The following is a 21,330-nucleotide window of genomic DNA, read 5'->3' as shown; positions in this document are numbered from 1 at the left end:
TGTAAACCTATGTCAAAAAATTTAATAGACGGCAATCTTTTTTGTATAATTTATTTTCTCGTTGCAAATATTGACTATATATATACCTTGTGGCAGAGCTGATTTATCGAGTGTTTCTGTGACATTTACAGGTATTAGTTGTTGCAGCATGAGCTTGCCATCCATACTCAATACCGTTAGGTTTAATATTTTATCGCTAGTATTTTTTACTGAAACGAATTTATCTGTATGCACCATATCAATATTTTGCTTTTCTGCTTGCTGCACTGGGGTTCCACAAATCAGTATATTACTTTTGGTGAGCTCCATACAAATCTTCCAACAATTTGCAGCTCCATTAATTAGTGTATCACTCTGCAATAGCAGTTTGGCCATGGTAGGGAAATCAATATATAATGCTGCGGAGTAAAACGATTGATATAATAGTTTATGCAAGTAATCTCGACCTACACTAGCTTCTAAATTCATTAAAAAAGTAGACCATATTTCTCCATTATTATAGATGTTTCCGCCACTCAAATCTGTAGGATATTTTCTCGTGGATTGTACCGTACGACCCAACCATTGTGGGTTATCAAAATTATTATTCCCATCCCAATTATATACTTTTTGCCACTGATAAGAAGTAATATATTTAGAATAAGAAGCTGCTGCATAATCGCAACTTCCTTCCTCCATCGATTTGCGGTAAAGCCCTATATTCTGGCTTTGCGAGGCTTCATCATAAATACCATGGTGATATTCATGGATGATTGGATCCGCATCTTCAGCATCGTCTATTCCACCATCGCCAAATTTGATATATCGATTTTGCCCATCATTTGTGAAAGCCGAATTATCGTCACTGCGGCCATGAGGGTCAACCCAAATCTGATAATTTCCGAGTTTAAAACTTAAATTATTTATATATTCATTTGCTTCTGTAATATGATATATACAATTGAGCCCTTCAAAATTTTTATCGCCTCTGCCATATATGGGAATACTACCTTTAACTGCAGTATCATAATATACAACTGGATTAATTTTTTTAATTTTTACACGATTATTTTCAAAAATAAAATAACCACTATCATACTTTAATCTTAAATTTTGAAATTGCATTTCATTATTCAAAATTGACACATTTGAATCGTTAAAATCGCTATAACTCCCACCATACACAACATTGGCCGTGGTGATAGGGTCGGGATTAAAAACCTTAGCTTTTACTGTGGTATCAATAGGATTGAGATAACTTGTGAGTATATTTGTATATATGATTTCGTTATTATAAAATACTCTTTCCAGCAGTCCTACATTATTGGTAATACTGTCAAGCAAAACTGAAAGCGGTTTTTCTCCATCATAATATATACAATTATATATATTATTTGAATACGCTGGTTTGGTGTAATTAAAATCAATTAGGTTATTTATGATGCTCAATACCCTGCCATCATTAGCAATATTCACCATTACTGAACCTTGATAAACAGGCAGCGTTTCATAGCGTTGTTGGAATAAAAGATGGGAAGAGAATGGTGACCTTTTGATAGATTTAAATTTTATTTCATATTGAGGAAACAACTTATTAATATACTCCTCAGTATAATAAATGATATCTTCATTATTTATAATGCTTCCCTTGTCAAACTCAACAATAGCTTGCCTTTGCTGATAAAAGGATTGTATTTTATTGGAATTCTGGGCTTGTGCTTGCTGATTAAAAAACCATATACCTATGCAATATAAAATTGCTTTTACAAAGTGTGAAACTGTATATTTTTTATTGCACATATAAATACTTTAGCTCTGCAGACAACAATTCTTTTAAAGCGTTGCCCAGCTTTAAGGCATTTGACATCCTAATTGCAAATATAATGGAACATTGCTGCAATTTATCTATTTGCAAAATTATGGCATCATGGTTTTTTAGCATCTTGAACACTGCATTTTCGACCTCATAATTAAATGTAACCTGATGCACTTCTTCTACTATTTTCTCAATAACAACAGCCTCGTTCAAGGTTTCGGTGGCGGTATTTCCATAAGCATTTATTAAACCAGGCACACCCAAAAGTTTGCCACCAAAATAACGAACCACTACCACCAAAACATTGGTAAGACCTCTTGCATGTATAGCTCGCTGTATAGGTTTTCCCGCAGTATTGGCTGGCTCTCCATCATCGTTAGCCCTTTGTGCTTCGGCATTGGGACCTATTATATAAGCATAACAGTGGTGTGTGGCATCATGAAATTCTTTTTTCAATTGTGAAATATGCAATTTAACTTCCTCCTCACTTTTTACAGGAAATGCATAGCCCATAAATTTACTACCACGGTCGCGAAAACTTGCCTGCGTTGGCCCTACAATAGTTTTATAAGTATCCGTAAATAACATCCGATTGCGAAATCAATAATATAAACATCAAACATAATACAATACCCAACCAGTTTTGCTTGCTCAGTTTCTCTTTGAAAAATATAATAGACAAAACTGTGGTAAGTGCTACTATTGCAACATTTGCGACAGGGAATAAGACTGTTTTCTCAATGACTTTTTCATTCAATGCCTTCATCAAACAGATTGTACTTATATAATTAAAACTACCCAAAACCATGCCTCCTGCTACTGATTTTATTTGGAAGGGCTTTTGTTTTTTAGTTGCAATTTGTATCATATATACTACCAATCCTGAAACACCTGCAATGCCAAAAATTAGGCCCAATTGGTCGTTCACATCCGATGAGTTCATATAGGTATGTTGTAAATAGTTCAAACTAGAATCAACAATACCGCTACCTAAAAACACAGCTAAGGGGAACAATATATTACCCAATCCTGAGAGCCTGCTTTTTTCCTCACGTTTAACCGTAAAATATACAGCGAGTAATGACCCTATAATTCCTATAATTGTTATATAGTTTAGTTTGCCATCCATATAATAATATGCAAAAAGTACTGGGATTACTACACTCATTTTTGAAGATACGATACTCACTGATACTGCAACCTTTTGTGCGGTAATAGCTGACGCATAAAATATACTGATAAATAAAATGCCCAAAAATACGGTTAAAGGAAACCAATCGTGCTGCCAAAAAGCTGTGAGCACTACAGGTCCATTTGCCGAAAAAACATTGCATAAAATAGCACATGTGATATAATTGACCAAAAGTGCATGCAAATTCTCTATTTTAAATACCTCAAAAGACTTGAATGACAAGACCATTCCAGCGGAGAATATAATGCTTATGATAAGGTAGAACATGGGAGTGCAAATATAGTTGGAAGATAGAAGCCCAAAGTTGGAAGTAATACCAATTTTTAAACTAAAATAGTTCTCCGCCGGTGGCGGATTTAGTTTTTAGAATGTTATACCAATTCTTAACCAAAAATAGTCTTTGGACTATTTTTGGTTTGTAGAATGGTAATGCCCAACTACATCCCGAAAGCCCCGCCTAATCCCGATAATTATCGGGATGCGGGGGGATTAGTCCCTTTCTTTTGGACTATTAAATATTGAGTGTCGGTATAACAAAAACTTCGGACTTTCCAACTTCGGACTTCTGACTTCCTACTTATAGCTTCCGGATTCCAAAACAAAAAACCCCATTCCGATTGATCGGAACAGGGTCATTGTAATAATATTTGAGAAAAAACTAGGGTCTTATTCAGACTTATCGTTTTCGTTCATTTCAGCTTTAAGATTTACCAAAGCATCCATTTCTCCTAATGTAGAACGTTCTATTTTAGCATTGATGGTTTTAACAGCTTTTGTTGCTGCATCATCGTTGCGACGTTTTTTGGTATCTACTTCTTCTTTCTTTTTGCTTTCTTCTTCTTTCCAAGTAGCAGTGTGAGAAACAACAATACGTTTGCCTTCTTTGTTGAATTCAATTACTCTTACAATAATTGTTTCATCTTCTTTGGCAGTGCTCTTGTCTTCTTTCTGCATTTGTTTTAAAGTAGCATAACCTTCTACGCCATAGGGCAGGGCAAGGGTTGCAGCTTTGTCTTGTATTTTCAAAACTGTAGCTTCGTGGTCGCTACCTACAGGGAATATTGATTCGAAAGTTTCCCATGGATTATCTTCCAATTGCTTGTGTCCTAGGCTTAGACGGCGGTTTTCAGAATCAACTTCCAACACGATTACATCCATTTCCTGGTCTTTCTTCACAAACTCACCTGGGTGTTTAATTTTCTTGGTCCATGACAAATCGGAAACGTGAACAAGTCCATCAACGCCGGGTTCCATTTCTACAAACAAACCATAATTGGTAAGGTTGCGAACGATACCTTTATGACGTGAACCTACAGGATATTTCTCAGCAATTGTTCCCCAAGGATCCGGTGTAAGTTGTTTTACACCAAGGCTCATCTTGCGTTCTTCTTTGTCGAGATTTAATATAACAGCTTCTATTTCATCGCCTACTTTCAAGAAGTCTTGTGGATTGCGAAGATGCGAACTCCATGAAAGTTCTGATACATGTATTAAACCTTCAATACCTGGGGCTAGTTCCACGAATGCTCCATAATCGGCAACAGTAACTACTTTACCTTTCACTTTGTTTCCTTCGGCAAGTCCTTCGGTCATGGTATCCCATGGATGCGGAGTAAGTTGTTTCAATCCTAAAGAAATACGATTCTTTTCGGTATCGTGGTCAAGTATAACTACATTCAATTTTTGGTCGATCTGTAATAGTTCTTCTGGGTGGTTAATACGCCCCCATGAGATATCGGTGATGTGTAACAAACCATCTAAACCACCAAGGTCAATAAACGCTCCGAAAGAAGTCATGCCTTTTACAACACCCTCCAATACTTGTCCTTTTTCTAGTTTGCTCAATATATCGCTCTTCTGAGCTTGGATATCGTCTTCTATTAATATTTTGTGAGAGATAACTACATTTTTGAATTGCATGTTAAGCTTCACCACTTTGAATTGCATAGTTTGGTTAACATATACATCGTAGTCGCGGATTGGTTTAACATCAATTTGTGAACCTGGCAAGAATGCATCAAGCCCCATCACATCTACAACAAGACCACCTTTGGTTCTTGACTTAACAAATCCTTCAACGATTTCATCATTTTCGTGGGCTTTGATAATATTCTCCCAAGCACGTTCGCCAATGGCTTTACGGCGTGAAAGTAACAATTGTCCGCTAGAATCTTCGGTGCTTTCGATAAGAACTTCAACGCTGTCGCCTACTTTCAAATCGGGCATATCGCGAAATTCATTCAATGAGATAAGTCCGTCTGATTTGAAACCGATATTGAGCACTACATCTTTGTCGCCAATAGCCACAACGATGCCTTGCACAAGTTCGCGTTCAGTAATTACGGTTAATGTTTTTTCGTAGAGCGATTCATAATTTTTACGCTCATCCTCTGTGTAGTTGCCGAAACCGGCTTTGTCCATAGACCAATCAAAATCTGCTGATCCAGTGTTTGGGGTGTTTTTTTCTGTCATTAATTTGGGTTACTCCTTTCTTAGGGGGTGCAAATTTAAATGAAATATTCTGATTACCAATATTTTTTTTGAACCAAGAAATTTGCTCCTTGGGCTAAGACAAAAAAGTGATGAAACGCAATGAAACTTAAAAGTAGCAGTACATCCCGAAAAATAAAATTACTTTAAATTCTGAAACACCAAGGTCACATAACGTCGATCGGGCACCAACTCCCCTTCTTTGAATGCTTCACAAGGTTCTTTAAAAACATTAAAAAAAGTAACATATAGCTTTTTCTTGTTTTCAGCAACCGATTTTTCTTTATAGTGGGGCAAGTACCAATAATTTCTTATCGTTCTTTTTGCATAAATCGTATTTCCGCTTTTTATCACTCCCGAGTCGAAACGATGGTTGCTATCCGATTTGTAAAACCATTTCAAGTACCCATCTCCCGATTTGTATATTATAATATCTTTTGCCTCATTCAAGTTTGTTTCTGAACCTGCAGCAGGGCCAACTCTAGGACATTCTTTAAGTTGTTTGCTGAATGGGGTTTTATAAACTCCTGAATCATGATTGGCACTTAAACTAATTTCAGTCATATTTGCCATTTCGAATCGGAACTCAAACGGTTCTGCGTTCAAATTTATTACATGCTTCTTATCGGGTGTAATTTCATAAGTCAGACTTCCTTGAACCAAAAAAACTTTGTAAGATGCTGTGTCAGCTCCATATATTTTATTACCTAGTACTAATAATATAATGAGTATTGTTTTAGAAAATAATTTCATGGGCAAGAGGTGGTGTTAATGCGGCAAATATACTTCTTTTTGGAACGTAAATTAATGCAATGTCAACTATAGCTATAAATTAGTCCGTAATTATTGGAATTCTTATATGCTCCTTCTCCCAATAAGTATTTACAGTTTCGTAATACAAATTAAACAACTTTTGGGAATTTTCCTTTTTCCTATCTGCTTTTGAGCCTTCCTCGTCTATCGTCATTTTATATTGACTCGTGATGGGAGTTTGTTTGAGCATATAATCGTATTCTTCGACCAGTTTCTTTAAAAATTTTTGCAATGCTAAATTAACCTCCCACATGGACCTGGTAGTTTTATAGGCCATAAGTTCATCTAATCTTATCAGGGCTTTTTCTGTGCTTGATCTTTGCCTTTGGACACGTTCCAAATCCATATAATAATAACTTCTTGGAGAATAGGGGTCTATATTTTCATCCATTTTATTAAAGCTTTCTATACATAAATAGTCATGGTTAACAGTTTTGTAAACCCAAAAAACCATTATTACATATATTACAAAGATTGACATCGGTGCCAATACTTTTCTAATTTTAATAATATCAAAAGGAATATACCAGCACAATCCGCCCATTATACCAAAAAGCCATGCCCCCATGAACACATGCTTATCGACCACCGGAAAAAAATCTGCTTTCATGCTCCAATAACCAAAGTAAGCAAACAAGGCCAACGCTACCGCACGCTGCAGCGGGAAATAAATAGCCCTAGTTAGTAGCCCACTTATATATATCCCCAGTAGAGCGGCGAATACCGTTTGCGAAGTATCATAAATATTTTCGAGGGTACGGTCGAAAGCCCAAAACAATCCTGCAGTGGAAGCCACAATTAAAATGAGCAATACAAACCACCTTGGCATTGTAGTTTCAATAGTATATCCCAATGCCAAAACTGCAATGGTGGACACATATAATATACCGGGTCGGAAATCGAAAAAGAAAGATTTGAGAATATGCGACCAATTGCCATCATAGAATAGGGAGCGGTCGAATGCACCTGCATCTTTTAAAATCGATCTTTCTGCCTGCCATGCGTCATCTCTCACGTCTTCGCTGAACGCCCAAAATATAAAGCCATGTATTAATACAATAATCAAACTTAACCAAGGCACTTTTTCGTACCAATGTTTGTCCGGAATATTAAATTTTTCTTGAGGCACTCCGATGGTATGATTATCCAAATTATCATATTCAAGCAACATGGTAATTTCTTCATACATCTTTTTCACATTGAGCCAATTTTTGGTAAATGAAGGAAACAGTTTCATCTCCGTTCGGCTCATAATTTCCCATTTGCCATTATCATACTTCAATGTAAGTGTTTCACCATCGCCCAATAAGGATGGTTTTATATAGAAACGTACACAGGCATTTTCATATTGTTGCATCTCCCAGCCCAAATTTTCGCCAGCTATAGCTACTAGCTTTGCATCCAATTTTGAATTAGCATCTAGGTATTTTTTTTGTTCAGATAAATTCATTTGCTATAAGGGATTTTGGACATTTACTTTAGTATCGGTGCGACAAACCTAACTGACTTAGAAAAATTTCGGGCAAATTCACAGCTTTCCGAATACTGTAATCAAAACATACAATTCCTGTTTTGGCAATAGCTAATTGTTTTTGTGTGGTGTTATTGTATATATTATAATACATATCAAAACCCTTGGGAGAAAAGTCTGAAAGAGCGATATCAAATTGGATTTCGTTTCCTCCAAACCCTTCTGACTTATATACAACTGCCACATCGCTCATAATAATGCCAACCCCATAGAAATCTTTTTCAGTTTGACCCAGAGAATTAAAATACTGTACCCTTGCTTCCTGCATCAAACCCAGCAGCGAATCATTACCCAAATGGTTGCCATAATTAAGTTCTGAGACCCTAATTTGTAATTGGGTGTTATAAACTTCATCGCCCTGAAAATGCAGTTGAATTCTTGCCATTTATTTATGATTCCTCCAAACGAAACCTGCAATCACGAATGTTTTCATAAAACCAACTTCGGCATAAGCACCCCAGTGTTCATTGAAATAAGCACGGCCACCTAAATAAAGCTCTGCAAATATGGGGGAATCACTATACGGATTTACACTAGCATGAGCACCCGTCGTGGTTATTTTGTAACGCGTTTTGTTTTGCCCCAAACCGACTCCCCAATATACATCCAATTTTTCTGATTTGGAGAAGTGATTGTTTATTCTCACACTCATACCTGTAACATGTTTTGCATTATTAAAAGTAACAAAATGGTTTTCGAAGGTGCGGGTATTCGGGTTCCATATTTGCTCACTATAACTACCTTTTTCAAATGAGTGCATATTGGCCACATGAAAGGCTATACCCAATCTGCTACTTATGCCATACTCACCCTGCAATGCAATTGGGCCAATACTGTAATTCTGATATGAATTATATTTTACAGAGCTACCAATACTTATATTCAAATTATCTTCAATAGTTGCAGCTCCAAATCCATAACCTCCGGCAATATACAAGCCATCAAGCTTAAAAATTTGAGCTTTGGAAATAGTGGTGAAGATTAATACCATGCCAAATAGAAACGTTGCCTTCTTTATCATAAATTTATTTTTTTATTAGTTATCACTTTCGTTTGCTGTTGCAATGATACATACAAAAGTAAAAAAGGTTGCAAGCAAGTTGAAAATATTTTTAAAAATAGAACCAATAAAAGCTAATACTTCCATTGGTACTAAACTTTAGCGTGGGTAAAGGTGTTTTAAAATTATTTGCCAAAAACATAAATCTCCTAATCCATTTGTAATTGACAAACAGTAATTCCCAATCAATATCCAAGGAAAAATAAATTTCTGAAAACCTGCCTACATCAAGCATCTGCAAACTTTGTCCGTTTTGTTCCCATTGGTTTTCAAAACCACCCAAAAGGCCATCGGCACCAATGCCTACACTAATTTGCAACCATGAAGGAATAAATTTTATTTTAGTAATATCTCTCAGCCCCATACTATACCAATAAGTTTGGCCATTATAATCTTTAAGAGCTTGCTCGGCCCAGGTACCTCCTAACATGGATGGTCTTAGGACAGCATATTGCGAAAACTGAAACCCGAATTTGGGCATTAGCTTTACCTTACCAAATAGTTTTACTTGCACTACTAAAACAAGTGTACCTAAAGCATTTGCAATGATATCGGCAACTGATGCTCCATACTTGGGCGATAGAGAATCGAGCAATTCAATTGAGCACATAAAGGCAAATCCCAAAAATGCTCCAAGCCATATTGATACATTGGGTTTACATTTTGCCCACTTCAATACTTTAGACATGAAACGTACAATGGTAAAAGCTGTGAACACATGCCCCAACTTATCCATAAAACGCCATTCACCCATATCGTTAAACCAATGAGGACTGGAGGTTGATTCATTTCCATACCACACATTAGCCAATCCCACCAATGCTCCTAAGTATATGAAAAGACATATAGTAACAACAGCGAACACACGGGTGCTGCCCCTACCCTGCCATCGCCAAAGTATACCGTAAGTAATAAACGATACTACTACAAAATAAATGTATATCCAATAACTACCCATTAAGTGGACAAAGGTAAGATGAATGTCGAATTACAAATTACGAATTACGTCACAGCGTGAAACGATTCTCCAAATATTTATTGATAATGAACCACAATCGCTCAATCGCAATTCGCAATTCATAATTCGTAATTATTTTCTACTTCATGATGCAAATCATTATGATATACTGACCTAAGTCATTCCCCGCACATAGCACAATACGGTTTCTTTGCAGTATAAATATGGAAGGAAAAACTTCTATCATAATTAAAACAAAAAACAATAATTAAAATGAAAAAATCGTATTATTTGCTGTTATTAATTTTCGTGATTAATATTTCAGACGCGTTTTCGCAAACAAGTTGGAAAGGAACCTCAAATTCAACATGGAGCAACAAAAATAACTGGACCAATGGAGTTCCCTCCTCAACAGTTGATGCAATTATCGGTGATGACAATTTTACCGGGCGTAACCAACCTACCACAAATGGTTCATCCGCTTGTAAATCATTAACTATTGGAGGAGCAGTAAGTGCTACTTTATCGCTTGCTCAAGATTTTACTATTCCAGAAGGTGTTACCATTAATTCGAATGGAAATATTTCGCACAGTGGAAATACATTTACTTTAAGTGGCAACTGGAGCAACTCAGGTACTTATACCAGCACAAGCGGAGATGCAGCAGTTGTTTTTGCAGGGACTTCGCAAACCATCGAAGGAAGTTCGACCACAGCATTTCGAAAATTAACTATAAACTCTGGCACTGCTGTAACACTTAATTCTAATATAAGTGTAACTGGCACCAGTAGCAATTTATATATCTATGGAACTCTCGATCCCTCATCCTATGCTGTTTCGGGAACTGGTGCTTACACCGTATATAGTGGAGGAACTTTAATAGTAAATGTTTCTACTTTTGCTGGCAATTATTCACTTTCTGGCACAGCTACTATTAGTGCTGGAAGTATTATAGACTACGCATCAACTACTACAAACCAAACAGTAAGCAATAGTATTACCTATTCAACTTTAACTATAAGTGGAACTGGCACAAAATCTTTGAGTGGGAATCTTCCCTCTCTTGTTTCCTCATCAGCATCCTACGGAAACATCTATATAAATAGCGGCACATTTGACTTGTCGTCCTATACAGCAACTAGAGGAACTTCTTCTACAGGTGGCACATTTAGTATAGCAACTGGTGCAACAATTAAAATTGGTGGAATCAATTCTATACCTACTAATTATAATACAATAAGCATAAATTCGAATAGCACAGTTGAATATACTGGCACAACACAATCAATATATAATACAAGTTATGGATATCTTTATATTTCCACATCGGGCACCAAAACTGCTAGATCGAATCTTACTGTAGCAAAAGATTTCACATTAAGCAATGGTACATTTGTAGGTGGAAGTTATACCCATAGTATTGGTGGGAACTGGAGTATGACAAGTGGTACATTTACCAATACCGGCACCACGATTACTTTTAACGGAAATGCAGCACAAACTATAAGCAGCACTGGGGTTTTCAATAATGTAACTATAAATAATTCCAACAATATTAATTTGGGAAGTAATACATCAGTGAATGGAACTTTGACACTTTCAACGGGCAAAATATCTTTGGGAGCATACAATTTAACCTTAGGGAATAATGCAACTATAAGCGGTGCCTCGTCTTCGAATTATATTATTGCAACTAGCTCAGGCAGCTTGGTGCAACAGGTGGTAAAAAATGACAATAAAACATTTGCAGTGGGAACATCAAGCACGTATTTACCTGCCATGGTAACACTAACGGCAGGCTCCACAACCGATAATTTTAGTGTGAGGTTAGTTAACGAAATAAGGGTTGGTGCTACCACTGGCGATTTAATAAACTCACATGTAGTTAATGCCACTTGGTTTATTAGCGAAGAAACAACTGGAGGCTCCAATGCAACAGTTACCTTGCAATGGCCGAGTTCAATGGAACTGACAGGATTCTCTAACCTAAATTGTCGTTTAGCACACTTTACTGCTGGGATGTGGGACTATGGTTATACATCGATTGCTGCATCGGGATCAAATCCTTATTCAGTGTCACGGTCAGGGTTTACAAGCTTCTCGCCATTTGGCATTGCCAATGTGGATGCATTGCCCGTAACCTGGGTAAAAGTTTTTGGGGAACATATTAAAGATGATAACCAAATACATTGGACAACTGCTGGAGAAATAAACAATGAATATTTTGCCATTGAATCATCGACCGATGGCAAAAATTTTAATTCAATTGGTAGAGTTGAAGGGTCAGGTAATTCTAACATCACACGCGATTATTCCTTTATCCACAAGCAGGCTGTGGAAGCTATATATTATTATCGTATTAAGCAAGTGGACTACAATGGCAATGAAGAATATTCAAAAATAATAAAAATAATGCAATCGGAGGAGCAAACAATTAATAGTGTAATATTATACCCTAACCCTGTTATTGATGTGGCCGCCTTGTCTGTTACCTTAAATTACAATAGTGATATTTCAATTATAGTGAACGACATCACGGGCAAGGTGGTATGTACAAAATACGTGAGCCTAACTAAAGGAAATAACTTGCTCACCATTGATATGGGCACCTATCCTCCTGGTGTATATTTTATGCATATATTAAATGACTCTGGGGTTTGTAATACCACTGAATTTATTAAAAATTAAATGCGACAATAGCTTAAGGCTCATCATCATGATATAATTCACAAAACCTATATTAAGCAACAAGTAAGTGAGTTCCCTGTAAACTAAGAAGCCACCCCAATTGGGGTGGTTTTCTTTTTATAGGCATTGGCATTATTATTTTTTGCAAACTGTGCTTGTTTATGTATTATTGCAAATATTATTAAAAAAAAATATGGGAAAATTTACCATAAAAAGTGGAAGTTATATAAGTATTACGATAACCGATTATATGAAAAACATGCAGAACATTGGCAAAGCATTTCAAGAACTTATTGCTTATCCCTGCATAAACCCCGAGGGTTATTGTCTTGAATGGTATTTGAGCGAAACAGATATGAGATGCATGGTAGAATTGCTTAATTAGTTACAATGGCCTATTACAATATGATGTCGTTTTTTAAGCTTATACTCTTGTTTTTTATCTTGAATATTTATGAGGCCTCCTCTCAATCAGATACTACTATTATCAAATCACATTTAACTATATTAACTAAAACCGACACCGCTAGAAGTTATGATAATATTTCGCAACTTAACAAAACAGCGGATTTTATAAAGTCCATTTTTAAATTATATTCTGATAGTATTATTGTTCAAGAATTCGTGGTGGATGGTAATATATATAAAAATATAATCTGTTCTTTTGGAACTGAGCATACCAAACGAATAGTGGTGGGTGCCCATTATAATGTATGCGGAAATCAGCAAGGAGCCGATGACAATGCTAGCGGCGTAACTGGCTTACTTGAATTAGCACGATTACTGAAAGAGAAAAAGACAAATTACAGAATCGATTTGGTTGCATATTCATTGGAGGAGCCTCCTTATTTCAGAACGGAATATATGGGAAGTTGTGTACACGCAAAATCGCTGAGTGATGTAAAGGCAAAAGTATATGGAATGATTTCGCTGGAGATGATCGGTTATTTTAAGGATGAAAAAAAATCTCAATCCTACCCTATCGGCTGCATCTCACTCGTATATGGCAATAAAGGTAATTATATAATTGGTCAATAAAATTGGTGCTGGAAAGTTTGCACGCAAGTTCTGTCGATCATATAAATCGACACATACCATCAAAACCAAGAAATTTACTGGCCCTGCCGCGATGCCTGGCATCGATTTTTCTGACCATTTGAACTATTGGAAGTATGGGTACAGTGCATTGATGATTACCGATACCGCATTTTATCGCAACAAAAGCTATCATGAGAAAACTGATATTTTAGAGGCATTAGATTTAAGAAGAATGGCCCAAGTGATTGATCGCTTGCTTCATACCCTTATAAATTTATGATGAAAAAATTACCAAAACTATAGATTTAGTATTGTATTTTTGCCCTCATTTAGAAATCCTGTTTTTGAAGAACTTATTTACCTATATATTATTTATTATTGCTTCCTTAGCATATAGCTATGAAACAATTGGGTATTATTCAAAAACAATAGTCTCTGATTCTATAATTTGGGTTGACAATTTTGAATGTGAAGAAGACAATTCCAAATCTGAAGGTACTGCAGATGAAGATTTTAATTTTACTGATGATTTTTATGTAAATACTAAATATCCTCACAACATCATACCTCATCTATTGGGATTTGTAAATTTAGGTTCAAGGCAATATCATAGCTTTCCGACATCCGACTATGGAATAGAGGTATATTCGCCTCCCGAGGTATTATAAGCAACCTTTTATGCCCTATACTTCACCATAGCGTTGAGATTGGCCTATCCCCTTTTAGTATAATTTCGCTTTAGCGATTTTTTTATACTTTTAAATCTATCATAGATTTAAGTTATTTTAAAATATATTATTTTCATTTTATGAACACCATTGAAAAAAAAACAAACGGATTAACATTTAAATATTTAAAATACGACTTACCAGCATCCATGGTTGTATTTCTTGTAGCGTTGCCACTGTGCTTAGGTATTGCACTGGCAAGTGGTGCCCCATTATTGTCAGGGCTTATTTCAGGTATTATAGGCGGTATAGTTGTAGGGTTTATAAGTGGGTCTCATACAAGTGTGAGTGGCCCGGCAGCAGGTTTAGCAGCCGTCGTGTTTTCAGCAATTAGTGAACTGAATAGTTACGATACCTTTTTACTGGCAGTGGTAATTGCTGGAGTAATTCAGTTAATTAGTGGAATAGCCAAGGCAGGGTTTATTGCCAATTATATTCCCAGTAATGTAATAAAAGGTCTGTTGGCAGCAATTGGTATTATCCTTATCTTAAAACAAATTCCACATATTGTAGGCTTCGACAGAGACCCAGAAGATGATTTTTCATTTTTCCAAAAAGATGGTGAAAATACTATATCAGAACTGTTGAATATATTTACCTACTTTAGCTGGGGGGCGGTTATTGTTTCTGGAATTTCGCTTATTATATTTATATTCTGGGACAAGACGCCACTAAAGAGAGTTAAGTTTTTTCCTGCATCATTATTTGTGGTAATTCTAGGTGTAATTATAAACACCGTTTTTCAAAATTACTTCCCCGATTTGTATATAGGTAGAGAGCATTTGGTGAGCATTCCAAAAATTACCAATATCTCGTCTGTTATTACGATGCCTTCATTTTCGGCTATCACAAATTATGAAGTATGGATAGCCGCATTTACTATTGCCATCATAGCTTCTCTCGAAACACTTTTAAATTTGGAAGCAGTGCAAAATATTGACCCTAACAAACGACAAGCATCGCCCAATAGAGAACTTGTTGCCCAAGGGGTTGGAAATATATTTGCAGGTATGATAGGGGGTATTCCTATTACCTCAGTTATTGTGAGAGGTTCGGTTAATATAAATGCGGGAGCAAAGACCAAAATGGCCGCTATATTACATGGTCTTTTTTTACTGGTGAGCATTATTTTTATAAGCTCTATTTTAAATTTAATTCCTTTGGCATCATTGGCTACCATTTTATTGGTTACCGGATACAAGTTGGCCAAAGCATCATTGTTTATTGATATGTACAAAAAGGGATTAAATCAATTTATCCCCTTTGTGGTAACCATTGTTGCCATTGTTTTTACTGATTTATTAATTGGAATAATAATAGGTTCGATAACGAGTATCTTTTATTTATTGAAAAGCAATTTCAAAAATCCATTTATAATCGTAAAAGAGAATATGGGGGACACTGTAAGGATAGAATTCCCTAACCAAGTTTCATTTTTCAATAAAGCAAGTATTAAAAAAACATTGGATCAAATACCCGAGAACACTTCGATAATTTTTGATGCGTCAAATTCACACTATATCGACTTTGATGTATTAGAAATCATCAAAGAATTTAGAGATGTGACAGCCCCGATAAAAAAGATACATTGTAAATTTGAGCACTTCAAGGCAGAATATAAAATACATAATAGTTACGATTCGGTACCGAGTCATTAATAGCATATAAAAGAATGGAAAAATCATATAACAGATTATTAAAGAATAATAAAGAATGGGTGCTGAAACAACTAAGCATTGACCCCCAATATTTTGAAAATTTAGCAAAAGGGCAAACCCCTGAATACTTATGGATAGGCTGCAGCGACAGCCGTGTACCCGCAAACGAAATAACAGGGACAAAACCGGGAGAGATCTTTGTACACCGCAATATTGCCAATATGGTGGTGCATTCCGATATGAATATGCTCAGCGTTTTATCTTATGCAGTAGAAGTTTTAAAAGTAAAGCATATTATAGTATGCGGGCATTATTCATGTGGCGGGGTACTGGCAGCAATGGGTAATAAACAATATGGATTAATTGATAACTGGTTACGTCATATTAAAGATGTATATAGAATGTACCATACGGAGTTAGATGCTATAGAAAATGAAGTACAAAGAGCTCGAAGATTTGTAGAAGTTAATGTAATGGAACAAGTGCTTGACCTTGGCAAAACAACCATAGTACAAAATGCGTGGAGAAACAATCAACCACTGCATGTACACGGTTGGGTATACGATATACACGATGGTATTATAAAAGACCTCGATGTTACCTGCAGGGAACTGGAAGATCTGCATACCATTTATCAGTTTGACATTTAAAACCAACAGTAAATATATAATATATGAAAGTTGTAAATTTTAACGAAGAACATATCATACATGAACTGAAACATTATTTGCCAACACAAACTCCGCTTAAAGATTTTATACACCACAATACACTGCATGCTTTTCAGGATATGAAATTTTATGATGCCATTTTTAAAGCATCAAAAATATTCGGATACCAAGCTACTATGCCTTTAAACGATTTTAGAAAATTGTATGATATTGGCAGAATTAGAAATGAGGTTTTGGAAAAAATTATAGTCGATAGGAAGGGGAGTGAAAATATAGCCGAATGGAAAAACAAGGTACTTTCTAAAAAATATGATGAGCACAATTCAGAACGTATTGGCTTATTACGGGCACATTGGAAAATAAAATATAAAATTGATTTAAACAATTTAGTGCAGCCACTTTTGTTTAGAGTTTTATGTAGTTATTTAGATCAAGGTATTGCGATTTGGGATTTCCCAATTGGCAATAAAGGATTCTTAGAAGCCATCATAGAATTGGAGCAAAATAGTTACATTAGTTTGTTTAAAACATCGAGGGCAAAAAAATTATTGCTGCAAGAAAATATCTCGATTACTGAATTATTGAAACTTGTAGTCGGAGACGAAAATTATTTTGAGCAATATATCTTCGATCAACAAATGAGTCACAGCGGGTGGAGCGGTATGGTTGCTACCGTTGAGGTTATGCCTGAAACACTTTTATCTCCAAAGAACATTTCGTTAAATGATTTAATTGTGTTTGAGCTGCTGCTCGAAATTGACAATTTGGATAATGAATTGGGAAGGAATTGGGAACCACTAGGTACGAATATAGAGCAAGCACCACTCGATTTATTTGCTGCTACTCCTCACACAGAATTAAGCGACGTATTTATTATATGGCAAGATGCATTTGAGTGGAGTTATTATGATGAAGTATTGGCAGGAATAAAACAATTAAGTATATCACAACAATTAAACTCGGCTGATGTGAAAAGTGATTCCAAAAGTTTTCAGGCAATGTTTTGTATTGATGAGAGAGAATGCAGTATAAGAAGGCATGTTGAAAATTCAGATAAAAACTGCGAAACCTTTGGAACTCCTGGATTTTTTAGCGTAGAATTTTACTTTCAGGCACAAAACGCAAAATTTTACGATAAGCTTTGTCCCGCACCAGTTACCCCTAAATATTTAATTAAAGAATTTGAGGTAACCGAAATAAGAAAGCACGACCTGATATATACCAATAAAACACATTCATTATTTACTGGATATATAAGTACACTCACACTTGGTTTTTGGGCTGGTATTCGTATGATTCAAAATATATTTAAACCAAAAATGAGCCCCGCTATTTCAAATGCATTTTCGCACATGAATAATAAAGGCATGCTAACGGTTGAAAACAAAAACAGTAATGACCGTGAAAATGATTTGCAAATTGGATTTACAATCGACGAAATGGCCACAAGAGTAGCAAGTTTACTAAATGGAATTGGACTTACCAAAAATTTTGCACCCATAGTATATGTAATAGCACACGGTAGCAGCAGTGCCAACAATCCGCATCATGGGGCACACGATTGCGGGGCATGCAGCGGGCGACCCGGCTCGGTAAATGCCCGGGTGTTTTCATCGATGGCAAATAATATTAAAGTTAGAGCTTTATTATTGGAAAAGGGAATTGATATAAGCAATAAAACTCAGTTTGTGGGTGGATTGCACGATACGGCAGCAGATGAAATTGAATTTTACGATTTGGATATTTTAAGTTCCACAAATACACAATACCATCAACAAAATGCTGTTGTATTTGAAAATGCGTTAGACCTAAATGCAAAAGAACGATCAAGGCGTTTTGCCTCCATCAATACAAAAAATGATATACGAAAAATAAGACAGGCCATCAAAGAGCGTTCAGTATCTTTATTCGAGCCACGACCTGAACTGGGACATGGCACCAACACACTTTGCATAGTAGGTAAAAGAGATTTAACCAAAGGATTGTTTTTAGACCGCAGGGCATTCTTAAATTCTTATGATTATAATACAGATCCAAACGGAATTTTTTTGACTGGTATAATGAAACCGCTGGGGCCAGTTTGTGGTGGAATTAATTTAGAATATTATTTTTCTCGGGTCGATAATTATAAGCTTGGAGCAGGCACAAAATTACCGCACAATGTAATGGGTTTATTTGGTGTGGCAAATAGTAGCGATGGCGACTTACGCCCAGGATTGCCGTGGCAAATGATAGAAGTGCACGACCCCGTACGCCTGTTAATAATAGTAGAACATTTTCCAGAGGTGGTATTAAAAACAGTACAATCAACCCCCGAAATGTATGAATGGTTTATCAACGAATGGGTGCACTTAGCTGCAATAAATCCTGAGACCCACGAAATATTTTATTTTAAGCAAGGTGCATTTGTTCCGTACAAAACACTGGCAACCGAAATTCACTTTTTTAAAGATGTACACGCACTTTTAGAAGATTCTAAAAAAATGGAAACTAATCATATCATAGATGCTACGCAAGAAAATTTACCGGTTTATTTATATAATTGATTTATATGCAGAATTTACTTCAAATTTTTATATTTATACCCCTCCTTGGCTTTATAGTAAGCCTGTTTATACCTAGAAAAAAAGAAACCATTATTTTTGCTGTTGCCATTGGCACGGTATGTATGCATTTAATTGCATTGCTTTCTTATGTCTGCTATTGGCTGCTAAATGATATCGGTATCATAGACTTAAAACATATTACATTATACAAAGAAGGCAATATAGAAATATTTATTGATTTCTATTTTGATAATATTACCGCGGTTTTTGCAGTAGTAGGTGCACTTATATCTTCTTTGGTTATTGTGTTTAGCAGATTTTACCTGCACCGAGATAGCGGTTTTAAGCGGTTTTTTAACACCATTTTACTTTTTTACTTTGGGTACCACTTGATAGTTTTTTCTGGCAATTTTGAAACATTATTTATTGGATGGGAATTTATAGGAATTACTTCATTTTTATTAATTGCATTTTACAGAGACAGATATTTGCCCGTAAAAAATGGCTTAAAAACTATATCATTATATAGGCTCGGTGATATATTTCTTATCCTTGCATTATGGATGAGTCATCACTTATGGCACGAGAATATTACCTTTATAAAATTGAATGATTTGCAGTTGGTAAACTTGCATATTGAGGAGTACAATTATTTTGTAATCTTTATTTTATTAATGATCGTGATGGCTGCCTGCATCAAATCGGCACAAATTCCATTTTCGTCATGGTTACCTAGGGCAATGGAAGGTCCTACCACATCGAGTGCGGTCTTTTATGGTTCGCTCTCGGTACACTTAGGTGTTTTTTTACTTTTAAGAACTTACCCTTATTGGCAAAGTATATTTATAATTAAAATGTTTATTATATTTATTGGAATAAGTACTGCCATTATTGCTTCTCTTATTGCCAAAGTGCAGAGTACGGTAAAAACACAAATTGCTTATGCAGCCATTGCTCAAATAGGCATTATGTTTATAGAAGTGGCTATGGGTTGGCATATATTGGCCTTGCTACATTTTACAGGAAACGCATTTTTGCGTACATACCAGTTACTGGTGTCGCCATCGGTGTTGAATTATTTGATACACGACCAATTTTTTAGTTATACGCCGAAGCAGTACGGCACTAAAAAATCGTTCAGCAACAAATTTAGTAACAGTATATATTTACTGAGTATAAAAGAATGGAATATGGATGCCTTTTTATTCCGGTTTTTATGGTCGCCATTCAAATGGATGGGTCGAAAATTAAGTTGCATAAAAAGCAAAGCTGCTATTTCATTATTGGTTTTAATATATATAGTGGGGCTATTGTGTTTTATATTTGAAGATAAAATACCCAAGCAACTGGATGATATTTTGCATTTGGTTTTTGCATTAATCGGGATGCTGTTAATATTGGTATCGTTCACCGAAAAAAAGGATGCAAAAATGGCCTGGTTCTTAATTATTGCAAGTCAATTCTTCAATATACTTTCCATAGCATTGCTCAATGATAAATATGAATATACCGAAATATTGATATATGTGAGTGGCCTATTGATATCAGCTATTGCGGGTTTTATATGTTTGCAAAAAATAAAAAAGTTAGAAAAGAATCTTGACCTCAATAGTTTTCACGGTCATGTATTCGAATATCCAAAAACTGGATTTATATTTCTATTGGCCTGCTTAGGTTTTGCTGGTTTGCCTTTTTCGCCCTCTTTTATAGGTATTGATTTAATGTTTAACCACATTCACAAACATGAGTATTTATTGGTAATTTTTACCACAATTAGTTTTCTGTTGATAGAAATTTCAGTACTACGCATATATGCAAGATTGTTTTTAGGCCCACATAAAAAACATACACATCCCATCGCATTTAGGTCATCGTAAAAAGATGAATTGGTGAATACTTTGGCTTGCCTGTGGTATTGTAATATGACCGACTATACTTTAGATTTGCCCGTGGCCATGTCCTACGACCGACCACTCTTTTAACCTGCACATGCCCAAGCATAGTTCTGCAACAAACTTACTTGAAGCCGGCACAGATTTAATACCAATTCTTAAACTATAATGGTTCTCCGCCTGTGGCGGATTTGGTTTGTAGAATGGTAATACCGAACTACATCCCGAAAGCCCCGCTTAATCCCGATAATTATCGGGATGCGGGGGGAT

The 21,330-nt window shown here is 35.7% G+C and carries 18 protein-coding genes; 9 read left to right on the top strand and 9 right to left on the bottom strand.

All coding sequences use genetic code 11. The annotated features are described in order from the left end of the window. Positions 1 to 21: 21 nt before the first annotated feature. The 9 genes from SGJ10_08525 to SGJ10_08485 form a co-directional block, all read right to left on the bottom strand. Entirely contained in the window at positions 22 to 1,779 is a 1,758-nt protein-coding gene (locus SGJ10_08525; protein MDZ4758169.1) for a T9SS type A sorting domain-containing protein, read from the bottom strand. After that, the gene (locus tag SGJ10_08520; protein MDZ4758168.1) at positions 1,769 to 2,383 is read right to left on the bottom strand and encodes a YigZ family protein; all 615 of its coding nucleotides are present in this window, start codon (positions 2,381 to 2,383) and stop codon (positions 1,769 to 1,771) included. Before SGJ10_08520 ends, SGJ10_08525 begins: the two co-directional genes overlap by 11 nt. After that, a complete protein-coding gene (locus SGJ10_08515) occupies positions 2,361 to 3,254 on the bottom strand; it encodes an EamA/RhaT family transporter (GenBank protein MDZ4758167.1) in 894 nt (297 codons plus the stop codon). The genes SGJ10_08520 and SGJ10_08515 overlap by 23 nt, the downstream gene beginning before the upstream one ends. 399 nt (positions 3,255 to 3,653) lie before the next feature. Then, positions 3,654 to 5,459, bottom strand: coding sequence for a 30S ribosomal protein S1 (rpsA, locus tag SGJ10_08510; GenBank protein ID MDZ4758166.1), 1,806 nt, complete (start codon positions 5,457 to 5,459; stop codon positions 3,654 to 3,656). Between the two features lie 159 nt (positions 5,460 to 5,618). Then, positions 5,619 to 6,230: a hypothetical protein gene (locus SGJ10_08505; protein MDZ4758165.1), complete on the bottom strand. Its 612-nt coding sequence runs from the start codon at positions 6,228 to 6,230 to the stop codon at positions 5,619 to 5,621. A gap of 79 nt (positions 6,231 to 6,309) precedes the next feature. Beyond that, positions 6,310 to 7,740, bottom strand: a complete 1,431-nt coding sequence (locus tag SGJ10_08500; GenBank protein MDZ4758164.1) for a hypothetical protein — start codon at positions 7,738 to 7,740, stop codon at positions 6,310 to 6,312. 28 nt (positions 7,741 to 7,768) lie between these two features. Further along, positions 7,769 to 8,206: a thioesterase family protein gene (locus tag SGJ10_08495; GenBank protein MDZ4758163.1), complete on the bottom strand. Its 438-nt coding sequence runs from the start codon at positions 8,204 to 8,206 to the stop codon at positions 7,769 to 7,771. Continuing rightward, complete coding sequence (locus tag SGJ10_08490) at positions 8,207 to 8,842, bottom strand: hypothetical protein (protein ID MDZ4758162.1); 636 nt, start codon at positions 8,840 to 8,842, stop codon at positions 8,207 to 8,209. It lies immediately after the preceding gene. A gap of 91 nt (positions 8,843 to 8,933) precedes the next feature. Further along, positions 8,934 to 9,839: a DUF2279 domain-containing protein gene (locus tag SGJ10_08485; protein MDZ4758161.1), complete on the bottom strand. Its 906-nt coding sequence runs from the start codon at positions 9,837 to 9,839 to the stop codon at positions 8,934 to 8,936. A gap of 273 nt (positions 9,840 to 10,112) precedes the next feature. Here SGJ10_08485 and SGJ10_08480 point away from each other — a divergent pair, with 273 nt between their 5' ends. The 9 genes from SGJ10_08480 (at position 10,113) to SGJ10_08440 (ending at position 21,045) form a co-directional block, all read left to right on the top strand. Then, positions 10,113 to 12,527 (top strand): T9SS type A sorting domain-containing protein, encoded by a 2,415-nt coding sequence (locus SGJ10_08480; GenBank protein ID MDZ4758160.1) that lies wholly within the window; start codon positions 10,113 to 10,115, stop codon positions 12,525 to 12,527. 193 nt (positions 12,528 to 12,720) lie between these two features. Further along, positions 12,721 to 12,912: a hypothetical protein gene (locus SGJ10_08475; protein MDZ4758159.1), complete on the top strand. Its 192-nt coding sequence runs from the start codon at positions 12,721 to 12,723 to the stop codon at positions 12,910 to 12,912. A gap of 59 nt (positions 12,913 to 12,971) precedes the next feature. Continuing rightward, complete coding sequence (locus tag SGJ10_08470) at positions 12,972 to 13,565, top strand: M28 family peptidase (GenBank protein MDZ4758158.1); 594 nt, start codon at positions 12,972 to 12,974, stop codon at positions 13,563 to 13,565. Further along, entirely contained in the window at positions 13,555 to 13,845 is a 291-nt protein-coding gene (locus SGJ10_08465; protein MDZ4758157.1) for a hypothetical protein, read from the top strand. The genes SGJ10_08470 and SGJ10_08465 overlap by 11 nt, the downstream gene beginning before the upstream one ends. 64 nt (positions 13,846 to 13,909) lie before the next feature. Then, positions 13,910 to 14,233, top strand: coding sequence for a hypothetical protein (locus SGJ10_08460; GenBank protein ID MDZ4758156.1), 324 nt, complete (start codon positions 13,910 to 13,912; stop codon positions 14,231 to 14,233). Between the two features lie 140 nt (positions 14,234 to 14,373). Further along, on the top strand, positions 14,374 to 15,951 hold the full coding sequence (locus tag SGJ10_08455; protein ID MDZ4758155.1) for a SulP family inorganic anion transporter: 1,578 nt from the start codon (positions 14,374 to 14,376) through the stop codon (positions 15,949 to 15,951). A 14-nt stretch (positions 15,952 to 15,965) separates the two neighbouring features. Further along, positions 15,966 to 16,601, top strand: a complete 636-nt coding sequence (can, locus tag SGJ10_08450; protein ID MDZ4758154.1) for a carbonate dehydratase — start codon at positions 15,966 to 15,968, stop codon at positions 16,599 to 16,601. A 23-nt stretch (positions 16,602 to 16,624) separates the two neighbouring features. After that, on the top strand, positions 16,625 to 19,168 hold the full coding sequence (locus tag SGJ10_08445; GenBank protein ID MDZ4758153.1) for a DUF2309 domain-containing protein: 2,544 nt from the start codon (positions 16,625 to 16,627) through the stop codon (positions 19,166 to 19,168). A gap of 5 nt (positions 19,169 to 19,173) precedes the next feature. Further along, entirely contained in the window at positions 19,174 to 21,045 is a 1,872-nt protein-coding gene (locus SGJ10_08440; GenBank protein MDZ4758152.1) for a proton-conducting transporter membrane subunit, read from the top strand. Positions 21,046 to 21,330: the final 285 nt, after the last annotated feature.

The sequence above is a fragment of the Bacteroidota bacterium genome, from assembly GCA_034439655.1.
Taxonomy (GTDB): domain Bacteria; phylum Bacteroidota; class Bacteroidia; order UKL13-3; family UKL13-3; genus CANJUD01.
The sequence above is the reverse complement of the archived record's forward strand: the minus strand, read 5'-3'. Positions and strand labels throughout refer to the sequence as shown.

Coding starts and splice junctions, on each gene's coding strand:
- SGJ10_08445 (MDZ4758153.1), top strand. CDS start 16,625: ATGAAAGTTGTAAATTTTAACGAAGAACATATCATACATGAACTGAAA.
- SGJ10_08500 (MDZ4758164.1), bottom strand. CDS start 7,740: ATGAATTTATCTGAACAAAAAAAATACCTAGATGCTAATTCAAAATTG.
- SGJ10_08440 (MDZ4758152.1), top strand. CDS start 19,174: ATGCAGAATTTACTTCAAATTTTTATATTTATACCCCTCCTTGGCTTT.
- SGJ10_08505 (MDZ4758165.1), bottom strand. CDS start 6,230: ATGAAATTATTTTCTAAAACAATACTCATTATATTATTAGTACTAGGT.
- SGJ10_08495 (MDZ4758163.1), bottom strand. CDS start 8,206: ATGGCAAGAATTCAACTGCATTTTCAGGGCGATGAAGTTTATAACACC.
- can (MDZ4758154.1), top strand. CDS start 15,966: ATGGAAAAATCATATAACAGATTATTAAAGAATAATAAAGAATGGGTG.
- SGJ10_08490 (MDZ4758162.1), bottom strand. CDS start 8,842: ATGATAAAGAAGGCAACGTTTCTATTTGGCATGGTATTAATCTTCACC.
- SGJ10_08455 (MDZ4758155.1), top strand. CDS start 14,374: ATGAACACCATTGAAAAAAAAACAAACGGATTAACATTTAAATATTTA.
- SGJ10_08485 (MDZ4758161.1), bottom strand. CDS start 9,839: ATGGGTAGTTATTGGATATACATTTATTTTGTAGTAGTATCGTTTATT.
- SGJ10_08475 (MDZ4758159.1), top strand. CDS start 12,721: ATGGGAAAATTTACCATAAAAAGTGGAAGTTATATAAGTATTACGATA.
- rpsA (MDZ4758166.1), bottom strand. CDS start 5,459: ATGACAGAAAAAAACACCCCAAACACTGGATCAGCAGATTTTGATTGG.
- SGJ10_08520 (MDZ4758168.1), bottom strand. CDS start 2,383: ATGTTATTTACGGATACTTATAAAACTATTGTAGGGCCAACGCAGGCA.
- SGJ10_08480 (MDZ4758160.1), top strand. CDS start 10,113: ATGAAAAAATCGTATTATTTGCTGTTATTAATTTTCGTGATTAATATT.
- SGJ10_08525 (MDZ4758169.1), bottom strand. CDS start 1,779: ATGTGCAATAAAAAATATACAGTTTCACACTTTGTAAAAGCAATTTTA.
- SGJ10_08515 (MDZ4758167.1), bottom strand. CDS start 3,254: ATGTTCTACCTTATCATAAGCATTATATTCTCCGCTGGAATGGTCTTG.